The organism is Pseudomonas sp. R11-23-07, assembly GCF_003852295.1.
GTDB lineage: Bacteria > Pseudomonadota > Gammaproteobacteria > Pseudomonadales > Pseudomonadaceae > Aquipseudomonas.
Genome location: NZ_CP027761.1, coordinates 5,156,706 through 5,180,093 on the forward strand (window position 1 = coordinate 5,156,706; position 23,388 = coordinate 5,180,093).

Below are 23,388 nucleotides of genomic sequence, written 5' to 3' on the forward strand. Positions count from 1 at the left end.
AGAATCGTGATAGCCAATTGAACCAGACATCCTGGCAAAAGGCCCGCTAAAAACACTAATGGCATATTGCCTTAGCGATAGCCAAAATCAGTCAAGCAGGTCCATTTCCAGGTAGGCGGCCACTGCGCCTGCCCCGGCGTGCTTGAGTTTGGGCACTCGCCCCAGGCAAGGCGCCGGCAAACGCTCGGCCAAGGTGGCGAGGTTCTCTTCCAGACGAGAGGTCTTCGGATCGATGATATTGGCCACCCAACCGGCCAGCGACAGACCATCTCGTGCGATCGCTTCGGCCGTGAGCAACGCGTGGCTGATACACCCCAGCCGCACCCCCACCACCAGAATCACCGGCAGCTTGAGCGCAATGGCCAGGTCCGACAGATTAGCCTGGTCGGCCAGGGGCACACGCCAACCGCCCGCGCCTTCGATCAACGTGAAGTCCGCTTGGTGCGCCAGGATCCGCTGCATCGGCTTGAGCAGCGATTGCACCGTGAGCGCGACACCTGCCTCGCGGGCGGCCAGATGCGGTGCAATCGCCGGTTCGAACGCCACCGGGTTGACCTCGGCATACGTCAAGGGCAACGAACATTCGGCGAGCAGCGCCAGGGCATCGGCATTGCGCAACCCCTTGGGCGTTACCTGGCAGCCCGAGGCCACGGGCTTTCCCGCCGCCGTGCTGTTGCCGGCTTGACGCGCAGCATGCAGCAGGCCGGCAGCGATGGTGGTCTTGCCCACATCGGTGTCGGTACCGGTGATGAAATAAGCGGCGCTCATAGCGGTTTCTCCAGTACGGCGTACACCACCTGATAGGTGGCGGGCAGGCCCTGGGCCTGACGGAACTGCTCGTAAGCCTGCATCAATGCCGCGATTCGCGCACGGCCGGTCAAGCCTCCCGGGCGCCCTGGGTTGAGGTTATGCGCGCCCAAGGCTTTCAATTCGTGGGTCAGGCTGCGCACGTCCGGGTAATGCAGTACATGGGCCCGTCGCTCCAGGCTCGCCACCCGAAAACCACTGGCGGCGCACAGCTGTTGATACGCCTCAAAGGTGCGGAAGCGGTTGACGTGAACCAGGCCGTCCGCCGCGCGCCAGCTTTCGCGCAGTTCATCCAGCGTGCCTACGCACAGGCTGGCGAAGGCCAGCACGCCGCCCGGTTGCAGCACGCGAAACGCTTCACTGAGGACCGCATCAAAGCTCGCACACCACTGCACCGCCAGGCTGGAGAAGATCAGCTCGAAGCTGTCGGCCTTCAGCGGCAGGCGTTCCGCATCCCCCGCGACGAAGTGCTGCGCGCCGCCCAAAGGCCGCGCATGGTTGAGCATGCCCTCGGCAATATCCAGCGCCGTGCCTTGGCTGGCCGGCAGGCGCTCAGCCAGTGCACGGCTGAAATAGCCCGTGCCGCAGCCCAGATCGAGCCAGCACTGGGGCGCAAGGCTCATCGGCAGCCGAGCGAGCAGTGCGTGCCCGACCGCCCGCTGTAACTCGGCCACGCTGTCGTAACTGGCGGCGGCCCGAGAGAACGAAGCGGCCACCTGGCGCTTGTCCGGCAAGGCGCCCGGCAGAGGAGGATGGGATAGATCAGTCATCAGCATACTCATGCAAAAAAGCCTGGATGGCCCCCGCCACACCGTTGGGGTCTTCCAGAAGAAAAGCGTGACCGGCCTGTTCAATCAGGCCGATTTCCACGTCGGGCAGCAGCGCCAGCAGGTCACTGGCGGCTTCAGCCGGCACCAGCCCGTCCTGGCCGGCAAACAAATGCAGCTGTGGCCCGCGAAAGGCCTGCAAAGCGGCGCGGGTGTCCAACTGGGCGAGCAACTCCAGGCCGGGCATCAACACGCTGGGCGCCGTGTTCGGTGCTCCACTGACCAGCAGCCGCGACAGCCCGCGTGGGTCGGCGGCGCCCTTGGCGCACAACAGGCCAAAGCGTTTGAGGGTGACCTGGGAATCCGCGTGGCAGCCGGCGAGGAACGCGTCGAATGTTTCAGCGGGCATGGCATGGGGCCAATCAGCGTGGGCGACAAAACACGGATTGCTCGCCAGGGTGAGCAAACCGCAGCAACGCTCGCCGCGTCGCGCCGCCAGCTCTGAGGCGAGCATGCCGCCGAGGGACCAGCCGCCGAGCCAGACATTGTCCGGCAGCGTGGCATCCAGTTCGTCGAGCCATTCGGCCAGTTCGCTGCCGTCCAGTGCCGGCAAGGGCTCGACCTGCACCTGCAGGTGTTCATTCAAGCCCTGCAACGCCGCAGCCAGCGGCTCCAGCGGCGACACCCCGAGGCCCCAGCCGGGCAGCAATACCAGTCGGTCACGCATGTTCGGGCTCCGTGGCGTTCAACAATCGGAAACACGCCTCCAACGCGTTTAACAATAGCTGCACCTGCGCCGCGCTGTGGGCCGCCGTCAATGTCACGCGCAAACGAGCACTGCCGGCGGGCACAGTGGGCGGGCGGATCGCGGTCACCATCAACCCGCGCTCGCGCAGCATCTGCGACAGGCGCAGGGCACGCGCGCTGTCGCCAATCAGGATCGGCTGGATCGGGGTAAAACTGTCCATCAGCGCCAGGCCGATCTGTTCGGCGCCCTGGCGGAACTGGCGGATCAACGCGTTGAGATGCTCGCGTCGCCAGTGTTCGCTGCGCAGCAGCTCAAGGCTTTTCAGGGTGGCGCAGGCCAATGCCGGTGGCTGGCTGGTGGTGTAGATGTAGGGGCGGGCGAATTGGATCAGGCTTTCGATCAGTTCTTCACTGCCCGCCACAAAGGCCCCGGCGGTGCCGAATGCTTTGCCCAGGGTACCGACCAGTACCGGCACGTCGTCCTGGCTCAAGCCGAAATGCTCGACGATCCCCCCGCCGTTGGCCCCCAGCGGGCCGAAGCCATGGGCGTCATCCACCATCAACCAGGCACCTTTGGCCTTGGCTTCACGGGCCAGCGCCGGCAGATCGGCCAGGTCGCCATCCATGCTGAATACGCCATCGGTCACCACCAGCGTGTTACCGCAGGCTTTCTCCAGGCGCTTGGCCAGGCTGGCGGCGTCGTTATGCAGGTAGCGGTTGAAACGGGCCCCCGACAACAAGCCGGCATCCAGCAACGACGCATGGTTGAGACGGTCTTCCAGCACCGTATCGCCCGGCCCCACCAACGCCGTGACCGCGCCGAGGTTGGCCATGTAGCCGGTGGTAAACAGCAGCGCACGCGGGCGCCCGGTCAGGTCGGCCAGTGCTTCTTCCAGCGCATGGTGCGGCGTGGCGTGGCCCACCACCAAGTGCGACGCACCACCGCCCACGCCCCAACGGGACGCACCGGCGCGCCAGGCCTCGATCACCTGCGGATGGTTGGCCAGGCCCAGGTAGTCGTTATTGCAGAAGGCGAGCAGCGGCTTGCCGTCCACCACCACTTCCGGGCCTTGAGGGCTCTGCAGCAAGGGGCGTTGACGGTAAAGGTGTTCGGCACGGCGGGCAGCGAGGCGCGCGGCGAGATCGAAAGACATGCAGGGTCAACTCGGTCAAAACTGTGGGAGGGGGCTTGCTCCCGATGGCGGTATCTCAGTCAACATAAGTGCTGACTGACACAGCGCCATCGGGGGCAAGCCCCCTCCCACATTGGGATTTGGTTTCAGTCAAACAGCGGCGTTGTAGAACTGTTCGCTGCTTTTCTGCTCCACCAAGGCCTGTTCGATCGCCGCCTGGTGCACTTCATCGGCGTGCTCCTCGCGGGCTTCCGGCAAGATGCCCAGGCGCGAGAACAGTTGCATGTCCTTGTCCGCCTGCGGGTTGGCGGTGGTCAGCAGCTTGTCGCCGTAGAAAATCGAGTTGGCGCCGGCAAAGAACGCCAGCGCCTGCATCTGCTCGTTCATCGCCTCACGCCCAGCAGACAGGCGCACATGGGATTGCGGCATCAGGATGCGCGCCACCGCCAGCATGCGGATGAAGTCGAACGGGTCGATGTCGTCGGCATTTTCCAGCGGCGTACCGGCCACCTTGACCAGCATGTTGATCGGCACCGACTCCGGATGCTCCGGCAGGTTGGCCAGTTGGATCAGCAGGTTGGCACGGTCATCCAGGGACTCGCCCATGCCGAGGATGCCGCCCGAGCAGATCTTCATCCCCGACTCACGCACGTAGGCCAGGGTTTGCAGGCGTTCGCCGTAGGTGCGCGTGGTGATGATCGACCCGTAGAATTCCGGCGAGGTATCCAGGTTGTGGTTGTAGTAATCAAGGCCAGCCTGAGCCAGCGCGGCGGTCTGGTCCTGATCGAGACGGCCGAGGGTCATGCAGGTTTCCAGGCCCATGGCCTTCACGCCTTTGACCATCTCCAGCACGTAGGGCATGTCTTTGGCCGATGGATGCTTCCATGCGGCGCCCATGCAGAAACGCGTCGAGCCGATGGCCTTGGCGCGGGCGGCCTCTTCGAGGACCTTCTGCACTTCCATCAGTTTTTCTTTTTCCAGGCCGGTGTTGTAGTGACCCGACTGCGGACAATATTTGCAATCTTCCGGGCACGCGCCGGTTTTGATCGACAGCAGGGTGGATACCTGCACGCGGTTGGCGTCGAAATGCGCGCGGTGCACGGTCTGCGCCTGGAACAACAGGTCATTGAACGGCTGCACGAACAGTGCTTTGACTTCGGCCAAAGACCAATCGTGACGCAGGGTGGCAGAGGTGCTGGCGCTCATGGGCGATTCCTTGATTATGCTTTGGCTAACGCTGCGGGAAGGGCAATACCCACAGGTACGACACGGATGCTCGGCATATTTAAGGAAGATTCATGCACTGTCAACCAACCCACAAACACCAAGTTTACATCTGGTTAAAAAACGTACAAATCTGTTTGATCTGCGATGAACGGGCTGATAGCGTCGATTGTGTATGCAACGCCTGCGAAACCGAGCTGCCATGGCTGATGGAGCAGTGCGAAGTGTGCGCCCTGCCCCTGCCGATGGACGGGTTGGTCTGCGGCCAATGCCAGCAACAACCGCCCGCGTATAAACAGGTGATCGCGCCCTGGACCTACAGTTTCCCGGTGGACAGCCTGATCAGCCGGTTCAAGCACCAGGCACGCTGGCCCTTGGGGCACTTGCTGGGGCGCCTGTTCGGAAGATTCCTGCGCCATCGGTTCGAGAATGCCGAACTCAGCCGCCCCGATTGCCTGCTGCCGGTGCCGATGCCACCCAAACGTCTGCGCCAGCGCGGTTATAACCAGGCGGCGATGCTGGCGCGTTGGCTCAGCAGCGACCTGGACATCCCCTACGATGAGCACCTGTTGTTACGTCCCCATGAAACCGTTGCGCAACAAGACCTCGACGCCAAGACGCGCAAGCGCAACCTGCGCAATGCCTTCGCCCTGGCACCCGGCGCCTGGGTGCAGGGTCGTCATCTGGCGCTGGTCGACGATGTACTGACCACCGGCGCCACCGCCCATAGCCTGGCGCGGTTATTGATGCAGGCCGGTGCGCGCCAGGTCGATGTGTATTGCCTGGCCCGCACGCCAAAACCCGGCACGTGACTTGACTCCCGTGCCGCTGGGCGGCAACGTCCGCTCATTCCAGCCAAGCGTGTCCACATGTCCCTGACCTCACCGCTCAGCCAGCACATCATCCGCCGCCCCCAGCGCATTGCCCTGCTGGGGCATATCGCCGAGCAGGGCTCCATCACCCGTGCCGCCAAAAGTGCCGGGTTGAGCTACAAGGCCGCCTGGGACGCCATCGATGAGCTGAACAACCTGGCGCAAAAGCCCCTGGTGGAACGCAGCGTCGGCGGCAAAGGCGGTGGCGGCGCCAGGCTGACCGCCGAAGGTGAGCGCGTGCTGCGCCTCTATCAGCGACTGCAGGTGCTGCAAGCCGAAGTGCTCGCCACGGACGAAGCGGCCCGCGACTTCAACCTGCTGGGGCGCCTGATGCTGCGCACCAGTGCGCGCAATCAACTGCACGGTCAGGTCAGCGCCATCGAGCGCCAGGGCCGTAATGACCGAGTCCGCCTGCGATTGGCCGGCGGCCTGCACCTGGATGCACAGATCACCCACGACAGCACGCAACGGCTGGAGCTGGAGGCTGGCGTGGAAGTGGTTGCCCTGATCAAGGCCGGATGGTTGGAATTGCTGGCCATCGGGCAAGCCGCAACACCTGGACACAATTGCATGAGCGGCGTGATCGAGGCGGTTCTCGACGCTGAAGACGGCCCCAGCGAAGTGCGCATCGGCCTGCCCAACGGTCAGGTGCTGTGTGCCCTGGCGCAGCCCGCCGCACTTACTGCGCTCAATGCCGCGCAAGGCCAGCCGATCCAGGTGCAGTTCGCCCCCGGCAATGTACTGCTCGGCACCCCGGTGTAGCGAGCACGCGCCATCAAACTGCAACAATTTCGTCACGCTCGCTCCTTAAGGTATCTGCAAAAACCGTAGGGAGCCTGACATGAACTTATTAGAAGAAAACCAAGCCACCGACCTTGAACAGATGGTCGGCCTCACCCGTCGCCGCTTCATCGGCGCCGGCGCCCTGTGCGGCGCTGCGATGTTCCTGGGCGGCAACCTGCTCAGCCGCAGCGCACTGGCCGTGAACGCCGCCTCTGCCAGCCCGTTGCTGGGATTTTCCAGCATCGGCGCCGCTACCAGCGACACCCTCACCCTGCCGCCCGGCTACAGCGCCTCGGTACTGATCAGTTGGGGCCAGCCCTTGAGCAAGCGCGCCCCAGCCTTCGACCCCAGCGGCAACGGCACCGCCGAGGCCCAGGAACAACAGTTCGGCGACAACAACGACGGCATGAGCCTGTTTCCCTTCCCCGGTGACGACCGCCGCGCACTGATGGCGATCAACAACGAATACACCAACTACCGCTACCTCTACGCCCATGGCGGCGCGCCGCAATCGGCCGAAGACGTGCGCAAGGCGTTGGCCAGCGAAGGCGTTTCGGTGATCGAAATACAGCGCAAGGGCGATACCTGGCAGTTCGTCCAGGATTCACGCTACAACCGGCGCATCCACGGCAACACGCCGATCCGCCTGAGCGGGCCTGCCGCCGGCCACGACTGGTTGAAAACCCGCGCCGACAAAACCGGCAAGAAAGCCCTCGGCACCTTCCAGAACTGCGCCAACGGCAAGACGCCGTGGGGCACTTACCTGACCTGTGAAGAGAACTTCACCGACTGCTTCGGCAGCAGCGACCCACAGCAAACCTTCGACGCCGGGCAAAAACGCTATGGCGTGATCGCCGCCAGCAAAGACATCCACTGGCACACCCACGACCCGCGCTTCGACATGGCCAAGAACCCCAACGAACTCAACCGCCATGGCTGGGTAGTGGAAATCGACCCGTTCGACCCGCAATCCACTCCGGTCAAGCGCACTGCCCTGGGCCGCTTCAAGCACGAAAACGCTGCCCTGGCAGAAACCCGCGATGGCCGCGCCGTGGTGTACATGGGCGATGACGAGCGCGGCGAGTTCATCTACAAGTTCGTCAGCCGCGATCGGATCGACCACAACAACCCGAAAGCCAACAAGGATCTGCTCGATCACGGGACCTTGTACGTGGCGATCTTCGACGCGGGCGATGGCGATGCCGATCACCCCAAGGGCAAAGGCCAATGGGTCGAACTTACCCACGGCAAAAACGGCATCGATGCCAGCAGCGGCTTTGCCAACCAGGCTGAAGTGCTGATTCATGCACGCCTGGCTGCCAGCGTGGTGAAAGCCACACGCATGGACCGCCCGGAATGGATCGTGGTCAGCCCCACCGATGGCCAGGTCTATTGCACCCTCACCAACAACGCCAAGCGCGGCGAAGACGGCCAGCCGGTGGGCGGGCCCAACCCGCGAGAAAAGAACGTGTATGGCCAGATCCTGCGCTGGAAAGCCGACGCCGATAACCACGGTGCCACGGACTTCACCTGGGACCTGTTCGTGGTCGCCGGCAACCCCGGCGTGCACGCGGGCTCGCCGAAGGGCGGCTCGTCCAACATCAACCCGCAAAATATGTTCAACAGCCCGGACGGCCTGGGTTTCGACAAGGCCGGCCGCCTGTGGATCCTCACCGACGGCGACTACAGCAACTCAGGCGACTTCGCCGGCATGGGCAATAACCAGATGCTCTGCGCAGACCCAACTACTGGAGAAATCCGCCGGTTCATGGTCGGGCCGGTGGCGTGTGAAGTGACCGGGATCAGCTTTTCGCCGGATCAGAAAACCCTGTTCGTGGGCATTCAGCATCCGGGTGAAACCGGGGGCTCGACCTGGCCGGAGCACCTGGCGAACGGCAAGCCGCGTTCGTCGGTGGTGGCGATTCGGCGGGATGATGGTGGGGTTGTTGGCGCCTGACAAACCGCTATCGGGGGCAAGCCCCCTCCCACATTTTGACCTGCGGATACATTCCGTGTGGGAGGGGGCTTGCCCCCGATGGCGATAGCACAGCCCCCACCTATCTCAAGCCCGGTGCGTTACCATACCCGGCCGGACGCGGCGCCCTGCTGCGCGCAGGAGTTCGCATGGCCCACCCGTTTGAAACACTCACTCCCGACCTGGTGCTCGACGCCGTCGAAAGCATCGGCTTTCTCAGCGACGCCCGTGTATTGGCGCTCAACAGCTACGAAAACCGCGTGTATCAGGTGGGCATCGAAGACTCCGAACCCCTGATCGCCAAGTTCTACCGGCCCCAACGCTGGACCAACGAAGCGATCCTGGAAGAACACCGTTTCACCTTCGAACTGGCTGACTGCGAAGTCCCGGTGGTCGCTCCACTGATCCACAACGGCGAAAGCCTGTTCGAGCACCAGGGTTTTCGCTTTACTCTGTTTCCACGCCGTGGCGGCCGGGCGCCGGAGCCGGGCAACCTCGATCAGCTCTATCGCCTCGGGCAATTGCTTGGGCGTTTGCATGCCGTGGGTTCCACCCGCCCGTTCGAACACCGCGAAGCGCTCGGCGTGAAGAACTTTGGTCACGATTCCCTGACCACGTTGCTCGAAGGCAACTTCATTCCCAAGAGCCTGTTGCCGGCCTACGAGTCCGTGGCCCGCGACCTGCTCAAGCGTGTGGAAGAGGTGTACAAGGCCACCCCGCACAAGAACATCCGCATGCACGGCGACTGCCACCCCGGCAACATGATGTGCCGCGACGAGATGTTCCACATCGTCGACCTGGATGACTGCCGCATGGGCCCGGCGGTGCAGGACCTGTGGATGATGCTCGCCGGGGATCGCCAGGAATGCCTGGGCCAACTGTCGGAATTGATGGACGGTTACCAGGAATTCCACGACTTCGACCCACGTGAACTGGCCCTGATCGAACCCTTGCGCGCCCTGCGCCTGATGCACTACAGCGCCTGGCTGGCGCGACGTTGGGAAGACCCGGCATTTCCCCACAGCTTCCCGTGGTTTGGCAGCGAGCGCTATTGGGGCGATCAGGTGCTGGCGTTGCGTGAGCAGCTGTCGGCGCTCAACGAAGAACCCCTGAAGTTATTCTGAACATACTCACTGTGGGAGGGGGCTTGCTCCCGATAGCGGTGTATCAGCCTACCTTTGCGTAGCTGACCCACCGCAATCGGGAGCAAGCCCCCTCCCACATAGAGCAAAGCAGATCCCATTGCCCGGCAAATATCCTTACAATCGCGCTTTGTTAGCTGCCTAAGCAAGGATTCTGCAATGCACGCCGCCAACCCTCGCAAGGGGTACATCCTGGGCCTGAGCGCCTATGTCATCTGGGGTCTGTTCCCGCTATATTTCAAAGCCATTGCCAGTGTGCCCGCCGCCGAGATCATCGTGCATCGCGTGCTGTGGTCGGCGCTGTTCGGCGGTTTGCTGTTGATGGTGTGGAAACACCCAGGCTGGTTTCGCGAGCTGCGCGACAACCCCAAACGCTTGGCGATCCTCGCCCTCAGTGGCTCGCTGATCGCCGCCAACTGGCTGACCTACGTGTGGTCGGTGAACACGGGGCGCATGCTTGAGGCCAGTCTGGGTTACTACATCAACCCGCTGGTGAATGTGCTGCTCGGCATGCTCCTGCTAGGCGAACGCCTGCGTCGTCTGCAATGGGTGGCGGTGGGTTTGGCGGCGGTCGGTGTGGCGCAACAGGTGTGGCAGGTTGGCAGCTTGCCGTGGGTGTCATTGGTGTTGGCGCTGACGTTTGGCTTCTATGGCCTGATCCGCAAGCAGGCGCCGGTCAAAGCGCTGCCGGGGCTGGTGGTGGAAACCTGGATGCTGGTACCGATTGCCATCGCGTGGTTGCTGTTCAACCCGACGGCGCACAGTGCACAACTGCCGTTCTGGAGCACCTCCGAGGCCTGGTGGCTGGTGGCGGCCGGGCCCGTCACGCTGGTCCCGCTGGTGTGTTTCAACGCCGCCGCACGGCATTTGCCCTACACCGCACTGGGCTTTCTGCAGTACGTCGCGCCAACGCTGGTGCTGCTGGAAGCCGTGCTGCTGTTCGGCGAACATCTGGCGCCCAGTACGTTGATCGCCTTCGCCTTTATCTGGGCCGGCCTGGTTATCTACAGCCTGGACGCCTGGCTGACCATGCGCAAACGCTGATCAAATAACGTACAAACCCTTGCAAGCCACGGACTTCGTGGCTTGCAGCGATTCACCCCAAGGTTATCCACAACCTGATCCCCGCCATTTGTGCACAAGCCGTTGAAACTGTTCGTTTTTTGCTCAGGTGGCGAAGAGCCCCGGGCGGCGTGGCCTGGCGTCGGGTCTCTACAGGTTATCCACAGGCCCATGCAAGATTTCCATGCATAACCTTGTGCATGGTTATTCGTCGGCGCGCAGTTCCACCATCAGATCGTCCGCCAGGGTTTCCAGGGAGGCCTGCAACGCCTCCAGGGATAACGTCGACGGCACCTGCAGCAAGGCCTCGGCGTTGAACAGCGGATCGCCGCTCATCGGCGCCGGGCGCACATCGGTGCTCAAGCGCTCCAGGTTGACACCCTGCTGGCTCAACAGCGCAGTGATCTCGCGCACGATGCCCGAGCGGTCATTGCCTACCAGGGTCATCACAATCGGCTTGGAGGCCGAGGCCTGCCCGGAACTGCCCTCACCCACCAACACGCGAATGCCGTGTGTGGATAAATCCTCCAGCGCCCCCACCAATGCCTGACGACCCTCTGCGGGAACGCTGACACGCAGAATCCCGGCAAACTGCCCGGCCATGTGGGCCATGCGGCTTTCCAGCCAGTTGCCACCGTGGGCGGCAATGTTTTGCGCGATGCGCTCAACCAGGCCGGGTTTGTCGGCGGCGATAATTGTGAGTACAAGATGGTCCATGGCGAAGCCCTCTGGAATTCAATCTACAAGGTGGACCCGGGAGCCCTCGAAAACAAATCGTGTACCATTTTTATATTTATCTGGAACAATCCAATAGTTTTTTGAGAACATCCGGTTCTCCGCTGTGACCGTACGACCAAAGTGGGTCGCTAAACGACGTATTTAGTCTAATTTTCACAACCGCAAGTCATCATGTAGTATGCCCAACCGTGCACTACATAATGAAAATCTGAAAAAGCGCATAAGCTCCGCAGAGTGAGGCAAGCAATGACTGAACACGTTCAAGTCGGTGGCCTGCAGGTCGCCAAAGTCCTGTTCGACTTCGTGAACAACGAAGCCATTCCCGGTACCGGCATCACTGCCGACCAGTTCTGGGCCGGCGCCGACAAGGTCATCCACGACCTGGCCCCGAAGAACAAAGCCCTACTCGCCAAACGCGACGATTTCCAGGCGCAGATCGATACCTGGCACCAGACCCATGCCGGCCAGGCCCACGACCCGGTGGCCTACAAAGCCTTCCTGCAAGACATCGGATACCTGCTGCCAGAAGCCGCAGACTTCCAGGCCTCGACCCAAAACGTCGACGATGAAATCGCGCGCATGGCCGGCCCTCAGCTGGTGGTGCCGGTGATGAACGCCCGCTTCGCCCTCAACGCCTCGAATGCGCGCTGGGGTTCGCTGTATGACGCGCTGTATGGCACCGACGCCATCAGCGAAGCCAACGGCGCGGAAAAGGGCAAGGGCTATAACAAAGTGCGCGGCGACAAGGTCATTGCCTTCGCCCGTGCGTTCCTCGACGAAGCCGCGCCGCTCAGTGCGGGCAGCCACTTTGATTCCACCGGCTACAAAATCGTCGACGGCAAGCTGATCGTCAGCCTCAAGGGCGGCAGCAACAGCGGCCTGCGTGACGACGCGCAGTTGATCGGTTTCCAGGGCCCTGCGGCCGAGCCGATTGCGCTTCTGCTCAAGCACAACGGCCTGCACTTCGAGATCCAGATCGACGCCAGCACCCCGGTCGGCCAGACCGACGCGGCCGGCGTCAAAGACGTGCTGATGGAGGCCGCGCTGACCACCATCATGGACTGCGAAGATTCCGTCGCCGCCGTGGATGCCGACGACAAAGTGGTGATCTACCGCAACTGGCTCGGCCTGATGAAGGGCGACCTGGCCGAAGAAGTGGCCAAGGGCGGCAAGACCTTCACCCGCACCATGAACCCTGACCGCGTCTACACCGGCGTGGATGGCAGCGACGTGACCCTGCATGGCCGTTCGCTGCTGTTCGTGCGCAACGTTGGCCACTTGATGACCATCGACGCGATCCTCGATAAAGACGGCAACGAAGTGCCGGAAGGCATCCTCGACGGCCTGCTCACCAGCCTGGCGGCGATCCACAGCCTCAACGGCAACAGTACGCGCAAGAACAGCCGCACCGGTTCGGTGTACATCGTCAAACCGAAGATGCACGGCCCGGAGGAAGCGGCGTTCACCAACGAGCTGTTCGGCCGTATCGAAGACGTGCTGAACCTGCCGCGCAATACGCTCAAAGTCGGGATCATGGACGAGGAGCGGCGTACCACCGTCAACCTCAAGGCCTGCATCAAGGCGGCCAGCGAGCGCGTGGTGTTTATCAACACCGGCTTCCTCGACCGCACCGGCGACGAAATCCACACCTCCATGGAAGCCGGCGCGATGGTGCGCAAGGCCGCCATGAAAGCGGAAAAATGGATTGGCGCCTACGAGAACTGGAACGTCGATATCGGTTTGAGCACGGGCCTGCAAGGGCGTGCGCAAATCGGTAAAGGCATGTGGGCGATGCCCGACCTGATGGCCGCGATGCTCGAACAGAAAATCGCGCACCCACTGGCCGGCGCCAACACCGCGTGGGTGCCATCGCCCACTGCGGCTGCGCTGCATGCGCTGCACTATCACAAGGTTGACGTGTTTGCGCGCCAGGCCGAACTGGCCAAGCGCGAGCGCGCATCAGTGGACGATATCCTGACTATTCCTCTGGCGCAGAATACCGACTGGTCCGAAGAAGATATCCGCAACGAACTGGACAACAACGCCCAGGGCATCCTCGGCTACGTGGTGCGCTGGATCGACCAGGGCGTGGGTTGCTCGAAAGTGCCGGACATCAACGATGTCGGCCTGATGGAAGACCGCGCCACCCTGCGTATCTCCAGCCAGCACATCGCCAACTGGTTGCGCCACGGCATCGTCAACGAAGCCCAAGTGATGGAAAGCCTCAAGCGCATGGCTCCAGTGGTGGATCGGCAGAATGCCGGTGACAAGCTGTACCGCCCGCTGGCTCCGGATTTCGACAGCAACATTGCGTTCCAGGCAGCGGTGGAGCTGGTGATTGAAGGGGCTAAACAGCCTAACGGGTATACCGAGCCGGTGTTGCATCGTCGGCGTCGGGAGTTCAAGGCCAGGAATGGTTTGTAACTGACTACTGAAATATAAAAGCCCCGGCTATATGGCCGGGGCTTTTTATATGGCGGCTTCTCAAAGTTTAAGCACGCACAATGACGTAATCGCCCGAGAGCACGAGCGTAGAGCCTTCCCCGGCGCCCGTTCCGTCAACTTTTACGTCGTTAAACGTACCTGTATACGTATTACCTAGAACTACCACACGGAGAGTACCTGCAACTACATGGCCAAACTCTTGTCCAGAAGGACTATTAGCTTTCACCTTGATTTTCGTATGCGGTAATGTTTGGGTTTCAGTCACGTAAGCACCGTAATCAAGTTCCAGAAACGTAGAATCCAAACTCGCGTCCATCCTGAACCCGGCAGGGCCGCCAGAAAAACTATCCGGCCTAAACCTATTATCTTCACCATCTACAACGACTTTAATATTAGAACTGTGTTTTTCGTCATTACTCATGATGAACTCCTGCTCGTCGCTTGATTGGGTACCGATGCCGAACCAGCACCCTCCAAACGATTAAACAACCCCCCTCAAAACGCCGATACTGTGAAATCTGACAGTCCCGACCAACGGTAAATACCACGCCTACTGCGCCATCCCCAACTCCCGCTTCACCATCTTCGCCAACTCCGCGCTATCAATCGGCTTGAGCAAAAAAGCCACCACGCCCAACTCCATGGCATCGATCACATCCCGCGCTTCGGCGTCCCCCGACATGATGATGATCGGCAACTCCGCGCGGGTCGACTCGCGCACTTTTCGCATCAGTTCCAAACCGTTGCTCGGTGCCATGCGCAGGTCGGTGATCAGCAAACCGATGGAGCTGGTGGAATTCAACAATTTCCATGCTTCCTCACCACCGTCAGCCGTCATGCAGCGAATGCCGTTCAGCCCGAGGATTTCCGCCAGCAATTCACGCGCATCCTTGTCGTCGTCCACGATCAATACACGTTGGGGCGGTAAATCGGGCTCCAGCATCACGGCGCTCAGCGCCTCGCGCTCGGCATCACTCAAAATATCGTGGTCGGACATACAGTTCTCAGCAATTCTCATCAATCTCGCAGCACACTCGTCAGACATCTGCGGGAGGGCGAACAATGTGCACTTCGTCGGAAAGTTTGCCTAGTGGGTGTTCTACGGGTTTTGGACGATAGTCGTGTAAGGTTTTTCCTTAGTTTTGCGTGGGTTTCACCAACCTAGACTTACGTCCAATGGGCACCCGCCGTGCGGCAGTCGACCATGCAGCACGATAACGACAAAAAAACTGCGGTCACTGTTATGAGTAAAGCTGATGCTTTCACGCAGGCGGGTAAAACCGCCGTGTTGCAGAACATCCATGGCACTTTGCAATTCCTGCAACGCTTCCCTCCATTCAATCAGATGGAGCAGGCGCACCTGGCGTTTCTGGTGGAACAGTGCCAACTGCGCTTCTATGGCCCCGGCGACAGCATCCTCAAACCGTCGGGCGGGCCGGTCGAGCATTTTTATATCGTCAAGCAGGGCCGCGTGGTCGGCGAGCGCCCGGACTCGGCAGATACCACGTTCGAAATCACCACCGGCGAGTGCTTCCCCCTCGCCGCCTTGCTCGGCGAACGCGCCACCCGCACCGAGCACAAAGCCGCCGAAGACACCTTCTGCCTGCAACTGAACAAGATGGCGTTCATCAAGCTGTTCGCCCTGTCCAGCCCGTTTCGGGATTTCGCCCTGCGCGGTGTCAGCAGCCTGCTTGACCAGGTCAACCAGCAGGTGCAGCAAAAAGCCGTGGAAACCCTTGGCACCCAATACTCCTTGAACACTCGCCTGGGTGAACTGGCCATGCGCCATCCCGTCACCTGCAGCCCGGACACCGCGCTGCGCGAAGCGGTGAGGCTGATGCACGAACAGCAGGTCGGCAGCATTGTGATTGTCGATGAGCACAAGGCGCCGCTGGGCATCTTCACCTTGCGTGACCTGCGTCAGGTGGTGGCCGACGGTACCGGTGATTTCAGTCAAGGCATCGCCGGCCATATGACTCAGGCGCCGTTTTTCTTGTCCCCGGACCACAGCGCGTTCGACGCGGCGATCGCCATGACCGAGCGGCATATCGCCCATGTATGCCTGGTGCAGGACCGGCGCCTGTGTGGCGTGGTGTCGGAGCGCGATCTGTTTTCCCTGCAGCGCGTCGACCTGGTGCACCTGGCGCGGACCATCCGCAACGCGTCCCGGGTGGAACAGCTGGTGGCGATCCGCGGCGAAATCGGCCAACTGGTCGAGCGCATGCTGGCCCACGGCGCTTCGTCGACCCAGATCACTCACATCATTACCTTGCTGAACGATCACACCGTGTGCCGTGTCATCGAGCTGACCCTGGCGGAAAGAGGCGACCCCGGCGTGCCCTTCAGTTGGCTGTGTTTTGGCAGCGAAGGCCGCCGCGAACAGACGCTGTACACCGACCAGGACAACGGCATCCTGTTCGAGGCCAAAGACGCCGTGGAGGCCGCCGACATTCGCGAGCGCCTGCTGCCCCTGGCGCAACAGATCAACCAGAGCCTGGCGCTGTGTGGCTTCAGCCTGTGCAAGGGCAATATCATGGCCGGCAACCCGGAGCTGTGCCTGTCGCGGGCCGAGTGGGCGCGGCGGTTTGGCGCCTTCATCCGCGAAGCGACGCCGGAGAATCTGCTGGGGTCGAGCATCTATTTCGACTTGCGGGTGGTGTGGGGCGACGAGCAGGGCTGCGAGCAACTGCGCCAGGGCATTCTGGATCAGGTGGCGGACAACCGACTGTTCCAGCGCATGCTGGCCGGGAATGCCTTACGCCAACGCCCACCCGTGGGGCGCTTTCGCGAGTTCGTGCTGACGCGCAAAAGCGGTGAAAAGGCCACCCTAGATCTCAAGGTGCAGGGCCTCACGCCGTTTGTGGACGGTGCGCGCCTGCTGGCCCTGGCCCACGGCGTGCATGCCAACAACACCCTGGAGCGGCTGCGCCAGTTGGTCGCCAAAGGCGTGATCGAGCCACTGGACGGCGCCGCGTATGAAGAGGCCTATCACTTCATTCAACAAACCCGCATGCAACAGCATCAGGTGCAGACGCGGGAAAACCAGCCGTATTCCAACCGCGTCGATCCGGACAGCCTCAACCATCTGGACCGCCGCATCCTGCGCGAATCCCTGCGTCAGGCCCAGCGCCTGCAAAGCAGCCTGACCTTGCGCTATCAACTGTGAGCCTGTTCAGTTGGCTGCGCGCGAAAAAACCCAGGCTCGACGAGGCGCAGCAGCAGCGCCTGGCCGAGTTGCGCGGGCCTTCGGCGCTGGGCCATGGCACATTGCGCAGCCAGCGCTGGGTGGTGGTCGACCTGGAAACCAGCGGCCTGAACCTCAACCGTGACCAGGTGCTGTCCATCGGCGCCGTGGTGATTGAGGACGGTGCGGTGGACTTCTCGCAGATGTTCGAACGCACCCTGCAACGCACCGCCACCAAACTCAGCCCCAGCGTGTTGATCCACGGCCTCGGCCCCAGCGCCATCGCGGCCGGCAGCGACCCGGTGGATGCGCTGCTGGATTTCATGGCGTTCGTTGGCGACAGCCCGCTGCTGGCCTTCCATGCGCCGTTCGATCAACACATGCTGGGCCGGGCGCTGATGGACAGCCTGGGTTATCGCCTGACACACACGTTTCTCGATGTGGCCGAGATCGCCCCGCTGTTATGCCCTGAAGCGAACATCCGCGAGGCGGGGCTGGATGACTGGATCAGCCATTTCAGGTTGCACGTGGGCGAGCGCCATCACGCCAGCGCCGATGCACTGGCTACGGCGGAGCTGATGCTGATCCTGTTCAGCCGTGCGCGCCAGCAACACATCGACACGCCCCAGACGCTGCAAGAGCGTTTATCCCAGTGGAAGCGGCGTAAACAAGCTCCGTCTTTCTAGTGGACGCGGAGCGTCCGGGGCGACATTCCCACGCCGTCGTTCTAGGGGACGCGGAGCGTCCAGGGCGGCATTCCCACGCAGAGCGTGGGAACGATCTCCCGACAGACGCCAATTGCGCCCATCCCACGCCTCTGACACAATCGCGAATAATTCTCGTTAGTTTAAACTTTATTCGGTGATGCCTTGTCGTCGGTCCAGCCCCCACACAGTGAGCTTGTTGGCGCGTTGTATCGCGACCATCGTGGCTGGCTGCTGGCCTGGCTGCGGCGCAACGTAGCCTGCCCGAGCCGCGCCGAAGACCTCAGCCAGGACACCTTCATGCGCCTGCTGGGCCGAGATGGGCTGCGCGCGCCCCGCGAGCCACGCGCCTTTCTGGTAGCGATTGCCAAGGGCTTGCTGTTCGACTACTTCCGCCGCGCCGCCCTGGAACAGGCCTACCTCACCGAATTGATGCTGATCCCGGAAAGCGAACAGCCTTCGCCCGAAGAACAGCACCAGATCCTGGAAGACCTCAAAGCCATCGACCGCCTGCTCGGCACGCTGTCGAGCAAAGCCCGCGCCGCGTTCCTCTATAACCGCCTCGACGGCATGGCCCATGCAGAAATCGCCCAGCGCCTGGGTGTGTCGGTGCCGCGTGTGCGCCAGTACCTGGCCCAGGGCATTCGCCAGTGCTACATCGCGCTGTATGGCGAGCCGACGTGACGCTGATCAGCTCCAAGCCGGTATCGGCCCGCGTGCTGGACGCCGCGATTGCCTGGCAACTGTCCCTCGACGCAGGCGATGGCAGCGAGGTGGAACAGGAAGAATTCGCCAAATGGCTGGCCAGCGATGAAGAACACGCCCGCGCCTGGCGCCAGCTGGGCATGCTCGACCAGCGTTTCAGCGTAGCCTGCGGCCCTGCGCGGGCCGCGTTGTTGCAGTCGCGCGAAAGCGTTCGCCAGCGTATGCGCAAGCTGGGCCGTGGCCTGGCGAGCATTGCGCTGGTAGTTGGGCTGGCGTTGTTTGCCGGTGAGCGGTACGTGCCGATCCACTATTGGCTGGCCGATCAACGCACCGCTACCGGCGAGCAGCGCACGCTCACGCTGGCTGACGGCACCCGGATCACGCTCAATACCCACAGCGCAATTGACGTGCGTTTCGACGATAAGCACCGTTTGATCGTGTTGCAGGAAGGCGAAATTTTCGTCGAAACCGGCCACAACGATGCGCGCCCGTTCTCTGTCCAGACCCGCGACGGCAACCTGCGGGCGTTGGGGACGCGGTTCATCGTCAGGCGCGAAGACCACGCCACACGCCTGAGCGTGCTGCAATCGGCCGTGGCCGCCCAGCCCCAGGCACTGCATCAGGAACAGGTGTTCAAACAAGGCCAGCAAGTGCTGATGCGCAGCGATGGCCTTGGCCCTCTGCTTGCCGTCCCCCCGGCCACCGACGCCTGGACCCGCGGCATGCTGGTCGTCGACAACGCCCGCCTGGGCGATGTGGTGGCGGAACTCGGCCGGTATCGCACCGGCCATCTGGGCGTGGATGACAACGTGGCCGACCTGCGCATCACCGGCAGCTTCCCACTGCATGACACCGCCCTGGCGCTCAATGCGCTATTGCCCACACTGCCGGTGCAGATCGAGCAGCACACGCCGTGGTGGGTGACCGTCAAGGATAAGCCTTAGGGTTTGCAGCGCCTGGGCGAACGCTATCGGGAGCAAGCCCCCTCCCACATTTTGAATGTATTCACAAATCAAAGTGTGGGAGGGGGCTTGCTCCCGATGAGGCCCTGAAGGAACACCACCCAAAAAATATTTTCACCCCGCCCTATCACTTTTCGATTCTCGTCCGGCACCTAGGCAATTGAGAAATATTTCCATTCAGGAGCCGCCCATGTCCCGCACGCTAGACACTTTGTTGCGCCCCAGCCTGTTAGCCGTGGCGATTGCCCTCGGCGCCCCGCTGGTCAGCACCCCGCTGATCGCCGCCGAACAGGCCACCAGCGTGCGCGCCTACAACCTGGCGCCCGCCCCACTGGCCTCCACCCTGAACCAGATCGCCAGCCAGGCCGGCCTCGCCCTCACCCTCAACCCGGCGCTCGCCGCCGGCAAGACCTCGGCCCCGGTCAAAGGCCAGTTCGACGCGCAGGGTGCGCTGCGTGAAGCGTTGCGGGGCACGGGGTTGCAGTTGGAGCAGAGCAGCGCCGGGACGTTTACGTTGGTGGCAATTGCAGATGGTGTCGTGGCGCTGCCGGAGACGAGCATTATTGGTCAGGGCAGTTATGAGAGCGCGTGGGGGCCGGTCGAAGGTTACCTGGCGAAACGCACCGCCGCCGGCACCAAGACCGACACGGCCCTGGTCGAGGCGCCGCGTTCCATCTCCGTGGCGACCCGCGAGCAGATGCAGGATCGCAACGTGCAGAACCTCGACGACGCCGTCAAATACATGCCCGGCATCGTCTCCGCCAGCTACGGCAGCGACACCCGTTATGACTGGATGCGCGTACGCGGTTTCGAACCCACCCAGTTCCTCGACGGCCTGCCACTGTCCCGTGGCGTGTACGCCAACCCGAAAGCCGAAACCTGGAACCTGGATCGCCTCGCCCTGCTGCGCGGCCCGGCTTCGTCGGTCTATGGCCAGACCCCGCCGGGCGGCCTGTTGGACATGGTCAGCCGCCGTCCCAGCGCAGAATCGAGCCACGCTATCCAGGTGCAATACGGCAGTGACAACTACCGTCAGATCAATTTCGAAAGCACTGGCAAGATCGATGATGAAGGCCAGTTTCTCTACAGCCTTGGCGGCGTGGTGCGCGATGCCGGCACCCAGGTCGATCACATCGACAACAAGCGCTACAACATCGCGCCAAGCCTGACCTGGAATATCGACACCGATACCAAGCTGACTTTCCTGTCGCAGTTCACCCGTGACGATACGGGCACCACCAGCCAGTTCCTGCCGATCCAAGGCACCAAGATCAAATCGCCGCTGGGCGACGTTTCCCACCACAAGAACCTCGGTGACCCCGATTACGATTTCTACGACCGCACCTACTACGCACTCGGCTACGCGTTCGAGCACCGCTTCAATGACACCTGGCAGTTCAAGCAAAACCTGCGCTACACCAAATCCGAGCTGGCGTTTCAGCAACTGACGGTGGGTTCGTACGCCTTCTCACCGGCCGATACCAATGGCAACATCAGCCGCTCGTCGACCAACGTGGACGAAGACATCAGCCAGTTCGCCGTCGATAACAACTTCCAGGCGGACTTCTCAACCGGCGCTGTGAACCACACCGTTCTGCTCGGTCTGGACCATCAACGTACCGATACCTCGTACTTGGCGATTTTTGGCGACGGCGGCACCACGAACATCTTCAACCCGGTCTACGGCCAGCCGATCGTGCGCCCGGCGCGCTCCACTGCGTTCTACGATTACAACCAGAAAACCGTGCAGACCGGCCTTTACGTGCAGGACCAGATGGCCCTGGACAACTGGCGCCTGACCCTCGGCGGACGCGAAGACTGGGTACACCAGGGCACCACCTACTTCAACAAAAGCGACGCAACCAATACCGACCGCAGCAAAAACTTCAGTGGCAATGCAGCACTGAGCTATGTGTTTGACTCGGGTTTCGTGCCCTACCTCTCGTACGCCGAGTCATTCCAGCCCGCAAGCAACGCCAGCGTGGACCCCCTTCAGTCGTTTAAACCGACGGAAGGCAAACAGTGGGAACTGGGGATCAAATACCAGCCACCGGGCACCAACACCTTGCTCAGTGCTGCGGTCTATGACCTGACCCAGAAAAACGTGCAAGTCACCAGCTTCCAGTCCGGCGGCGCCTCGGTAACCGACCAGACCGGCGAGGTAAAGGTCAAGGGCCTGGAATTGGAAGCCATCTCTGACGTGACCGAAAACCTCAAGGTTATCGCGGCCTATACCCTGGCCAAGTCCGAAATACAGAAAGGCCAATACAAAGGCAACCGCCTGCAACTGATGCCAAACCAGCAAGCCTCCCTGTGGACCGACTACACATGGCATACCGGGGCACTGGATGGCTTCGGTATTGGCTTTGGCGCCCGCTACACCGGCAATACCTATGGCGACCAGGCCAATACCTGGTCCGGCAAAGCCAACGCCTACACCGTATTCGACGGCGCCGTGCACTACGACCTCGGCCGCCTGGACAACAGCCTCAAGGGCGCGTCGGTGAAAGTGAACGCGACCAACCTGTTCAACAAGGATTACATTTCCACCTGTGACGGTTCCTACTGCTACTTCGGCGACCAACGCAGCGTCGTTGCCAGTGCCACCTACCAGTGGTAATCGGCTGAGTTAACAACCGGGCCGCCCACAGGGGCGGCTTTGGTGTGTCTGAAGGCTAGAACATGAAAAGCAAAACCATCCGCCGCTGGTCCTTCATCCACACCTGGACCAGCCTGACCTGCACCGTATTCCTGCTGCTGCTCGCCCTAACCGGCTTGCCGCTGGTGTTTCACCACGAGATCGACCATCTGCTGGGCAACGAGCCGCAGCTCAAGCAGATGCCCACCGGGACGCCGCAACTCAACCTGGAGCAGCTGGTGGCCAAGGCACAGGCCCATCGACCCGGCGAGGCCATGCAGTACCTGGCGTGGGACGAGGACGACCAGAACGGTGTGATCGCGATCATGGCCGCCACGGCCGGCACCGAGCCGAATTCGTCCCACACCTTCATGCTGGATGCGCGTACCGGCGAAGCGGTGGAAATGCCCTCCGCCAATGGCGGGCTCACCCTGTTCCTGCTGCGCCTGCATGTGGACATGTTCGCCGGGCTGCCAGGCAAGCTGTTGCTGGCGTTCATGGGGGTTCTGTTCGTGCTGGCGATCGTCTCGGGCACGGTGCTGTACCTGCCGTTCATGCGCCGCTTGAAGTTCGCTACCGTGCGCCAAAACAAGTCCACTCGCCTGCGCTGGCTCGACCTGCACAACCTAATCGGCGTGGTCACCCTGACCTGGGCACTGGTGGTGGGCGTGACCGGTGTGATCAGCGCCAGCGCCGACCTGATCATCGCCGCCTGGCGCGAGGACGCCCTCAGCGCCATGATCGAACCCTATAAAAACGCCCCGCCGCTGACCCAGCGCGCCCCGGCCAGCGAATTGCTGAGCATCGCCGCCAATGCCGCCCCCGGCATGCAAGCGGACTTCATCGCCTTCCCCGGCACGCGCTTTTCCAGCGAACATCACTACGCCGTGTTCATGAAGGGCAGCACCCACCTCACTTCCCATCTGCTCACCCCGGTATTGGTCGACGCCCGCACCCTGACCGTGACCGCCATCGCCGCACGGCCGTGGTACATGGACGCCATGGGCATGTCCCAGCCGCTGCACTTCGGTGACTACGGCGGCATGCCGATGAAGATCCTCTGGGCGGCGCTGGATGTGCTGACCATCATCGTGCTGGTTAGCGGCATTTACCTGTGGATCGTACGGCGCAAGGCGGGCAAGGCATGAAGCCCCGGCAGTCGAGTTTCTGGAAAGTGTTTGGCATTCCGCTGGGGATTGGCCTGCTCAGCGCCACCGGGTTGTTTGCGGCGTTGCTGGGGGATGGGGGGTGGGATGTGTTGAGTTGGGTCGGGTTGGGCGTTCCTGCTGGCATTGGTGCATGGGCGTTGTTCAAGCGGCGCGGCTGAGGGAGCTATCGGGGGCAAGCCCCCTCCCACACTTGAATTGTGAACACTGTTAAATGTGGGAGGGGCGGTGCGACGATTCGACTTGCTCCCGATGAGGCCTTCGAAACCACCAAAAATCCCCCTCGCCAGCCACGGCGCAAGCCTCTAGGCTAGCCACATCCCATTTCGAGGAA

General features: G+C 62.1%; 21 protein-coding genes. 13 read left to right on the forward strand and 8 right to left on the reverse strand.

What is annotated here, in order from left to right; all coding sequences use genetic code 11:
• Nucleotides 1–87 precede the first annotated feature (87 nt).
• The 5 genes from bioD to bioB form a co-directional block, all read right to left on the reverse strand.
• Nucleotides 88–768: a dethiobiotin synthase gene (gene bioD / locus C4J84_RS23670; protein WP_124372067.1), complete on the reverse strand. Its 681-nt coding sequence runs from the start codon at nucleotides 766–768 to the stop codon at nucleotides 88–90.
• Nucleotides 765–1,577, reverse strand: coding sequence for a malonyl-ACP O-methyltransferase BioC (gene bioC / locus C4J84_RS23675; RefSeq protein ID WP_124372068.1), 813 nt, complete (start codon nucleotides 1,575–1,577; stop codon nucleotides 765–767). Before bioC ends, bioD begins: the two co-directional genes overlap by 4 nt.
• Nucleotides 1,570–2,301, reverse strand: a complete 732-nt coding sequence (locus C4J84_RS23680) for an alpha/beta fold hydrolase (protein ID WP_124372069.1) — start codon at nucleotides 2,299–2,301, stop codon at nucleotides 1,570–1,572. Before C4J84_RS23680 ends, bioC begins: the two co-directional genes overlap by 8 nt.
• Nucleotides 2,294–3,475: an 8-amino-7-oxononanoate synthase gene (gene bioF / locus C4J84_RS23685; protein WP_124372070.1), complete on the reverse strand. Its 1,182-nt coding sequence runs from the start codon at nucleotides 3,473–3,475 to the stop codon at nucleotides 2,294–2,296. The genes C4J84_RS23680 and bioF overlap by 8 nt, the downstream gene beginning before the upstream one ends.
• Before the next feature lie 129 nt (nucleotides 3,476–3,604).
• A complete protein-coding gene (gene bioB, locus C4J84_RS23690; RefSeq protein ID WP_124364680.1) occupies nucleotides 3,605–4,660 on the reverse strand; it encodes a biotin synthase BioB in 1,056 nt (351 codons plus the stop codon).
• 92 nt (nucleotides 4,661–4,752) lie between these two features.
• Between bioB and C4J84_RS23695 the strand changes: the two genes are divergently transcribed.
• From C4J84_RS23695 to rarD, 5 genes are all read left to right on the forward strand, one after another.
• Nucleotides 4,753–5,490: a ComF family protein gene (locus tag C4J84_RS23695; RefSeq protein WP_124436175.1), complete on the forward strand. Its 738-nt coding sequence runs from the start codon at nucleotides 4,753–4,755 to the stop codon at nucleotides 5,488–5,490.
• A 57-nt stretch (nucleotides 5,491–5,547) separates the two neighbouring features.
• The gene (locus C4J84_RS23700) at nucleotides 5,548–6,312 is read left to right on the forward strand and encodes a TOBE domain-containing protein (protein WP_124372072.1); all 765 of its coding nucleotides are present in this window, start codon (nucleotides 5,548–5,550) and stop codon (nucleotides 6,310–6,312) included.
• Nucleotides 6,313–6,391: 79 nt separating this feature from the next.
• On the forward strand, nucleotides 6,392–8,290 hold the full coding sequence (locus tag C4J84_RS23705) for a PhoX family phosphatase (RefSeq protein WP_124368590.1): 1,899 nt from the start codon (nucleotides 6,392–6,394) through the stop codon (nucleotides 8,288–8,290).
• A gap of 167 nt (nucleotides 8,291–8,457) precedes the next feature.
• Entirely contained in the window at nucleotides 8,458–9,432 is a 975-nt protein-coding gene (locus C4J84_RS23710; protein ID WP_124364684.1) for a serine/threonine protein kinase, read from the forward strand.
• A 177-nt stretch (nucleotides 9,433–9,609) separates the two neighbouring features.
• On the forward strand, nucleotides 9,610–10,494 hold the full coding sequence (gene rarD / locus C4J84_RS23715; protein ID WP_124372074.1) for an EamA family transporter RarD: 885 nt from the start codon (nucleotides 9,610–9,612) through the stop codon (nucleotides 10,492–10,494).
• A 222-nt stretch (nucleotides 10,495–10,716) separates the two neighbouring features.
• Here the strand turns inward: rarD and C4J84_RS23720 are convergent, their stop codons facing one another.
• Nucleotides 10,717–11,229: a glycine cleavage system protein R gene (locus C4J84_RS23720; RefSeq protein ID WP_124372075.1), complete on the reverse strand. Its 513-nt coding sequence runs from the start codon at nucleotides 11,227–11,229 to the stop codon at nucleotides 10,717–10,719.
• Between the two features lie 267 nt (nucleotides 11,230–11,496).
• On the opposite strand from C4J84_RS23720, the gene C4J84_RS23725 reads away from it, so the two are divergent.
• A complete protein-coding gene (locus tag C4J84_RS23725; protein ID WP_124436176.1) occupies nucleotides 11,497–13,674 on the forward strand; it encodes a malate synthase G in 2,178 nt (725 codons plus the stop codon).
• Between the two features lie 67 nt (nucleotides 13,675–13,741).
• Here C4J84_RS23725 and C4J84_RS23730 read toward each other — a convergent pair whose 3' ends face one another.
• Both C4J84_RS23730 and C4J84_RS23735 read right to left on the reverse strand, forming a co-directional pair.
• The gene (locus tag C4J84_RS23730) at nucleotides 13,742–14,116 is read right to left on the reverse strand and encodes a hypothetical protein (protein ID WP_124372077.1); all 375 of its coding nucleotides are present in this window, start codon (nucleotides 14,114–14,116) and stop codon (nucleotides 13,742–13,744) included.
• 129 nt (nucleotides 14,117–14,245) lie between these two features.
• Complete coding sequence (locus C4J84_RS23735; protein WP_124436177.1) at nucleotides 14,246–14,692, reverse strand: response regulator; 447 nt, start codon at nucleotides 14,690–14,692, stop codon at nucleotides 14,246–14,248.
• Nucleotides 14,693–14,938: 246 nt separating this feature from the next.
• On the opposite strand from C4J84_RS23735, the gene C4J84_RS23740 reads away from it, so the two are divergent.
• The 7 genes from C4J84_RS23740 (at nucleotide 14,939) to C4J84_RS23770 (ending at nucleotide 23,215) form a co-directional block, all read left to right on the forward strand.
• A complete protein-coding gene (locus tag C4J84_RS23740; RefSeq protein ID WP_124436178.1) occupies nucleotides 14,939–16,861 on the forward strand; it encodes a putative nucleotidyltransferase substrate binding domain-containing protein in 1,923 nt (640 codons plus the stop codon).
• Nucleotides 16,858–17,565, forward strand: a complete 708-nt coding sequence (locus tag C4J84_RS23745; protein WP_124436179.1) for a PolC-type DNA polymerase III — start codon at nucleotides 16,858–16,860, stop codon at nucleotides 17,563–17,565. Before C4J84_RS23740 ends, C4J84_RS23745 begins: the two co-directional genes overlap by 4 nt.
• Before the next feature lie 183 nt (nucleotides 17,566–17,748).
• Nucleotides 17,749–18,267 carry an RNA polymerase sigma factor gene (locus C4J84_RS23750; RefSeq protein ID WP_124436180.1) on the forward strand — a complete coding sequence of 173 codons (519 nt, stop codon included), beginning with the start codon at nucleotides 17,749–17,751 and terminating at the stop codon, nucleotides 18,265–18,267.
• A complete protein-coding gene (locus C4J84_RS23755) occupies nucleotides 18,264–19,232 on the forward strand; it encodes a FecR domain-containing protein (RefSeq protein WP_124436181.1) in 969 nt (322 codons plus the stop codon). The genes C4J84_RS23750 and C4J84_RS23755 overlap by 4 nt, the downstream gene beginning before the upstream one ends.
• Before the next feature lie 208 nt (nucleotides 19,233–19,440).
• Nucleotides 19,441–21,870 (forward strand): TonB-dependent siderophore receptor, encoded by a 2,430-nt coding sequence (locus C4J84_RS23760; RefSeq protein ID WP_124436182.1) that lies wholly within the window; start codon nucleotides 19,441–19,443, stop codon nucleotides 21,868–21,870.
• A 62-nt stretch (nucleotides 21,871–21,932) separates the two neighbouring features.
• Nucleotides 21,933–23,036 carry a PepSY domain-containing protein gene (locus tag C4J84_RS23765; protein ID WP_124436183.1) on the forward strand — a complete coding sequence of 368 codons (1,104 nt, stop codon included), beginning with the start codon at nucleotides 21,933–21,935 and terminating at the stop codon, nucleotides 23,034–23,036.
• Nucleotides 23,033–23,215: a hypothetical protein gene (locus C4J84_RS23770; protein WP_124372083.1), complete on the forward strand. Its 183-nt coding sequence runs from the start codon at nucleotides 23,033–23,035 to the stop codon at nucleotides 23,213–23,215. The genes C4J84_RS23765 and C4J84_RS23770 overlap by 4 nt, the downstream gene beginning before the upstream one ends.
• Nucleotides 23,216–23,388: the final 173 nt, after the last annotated feature.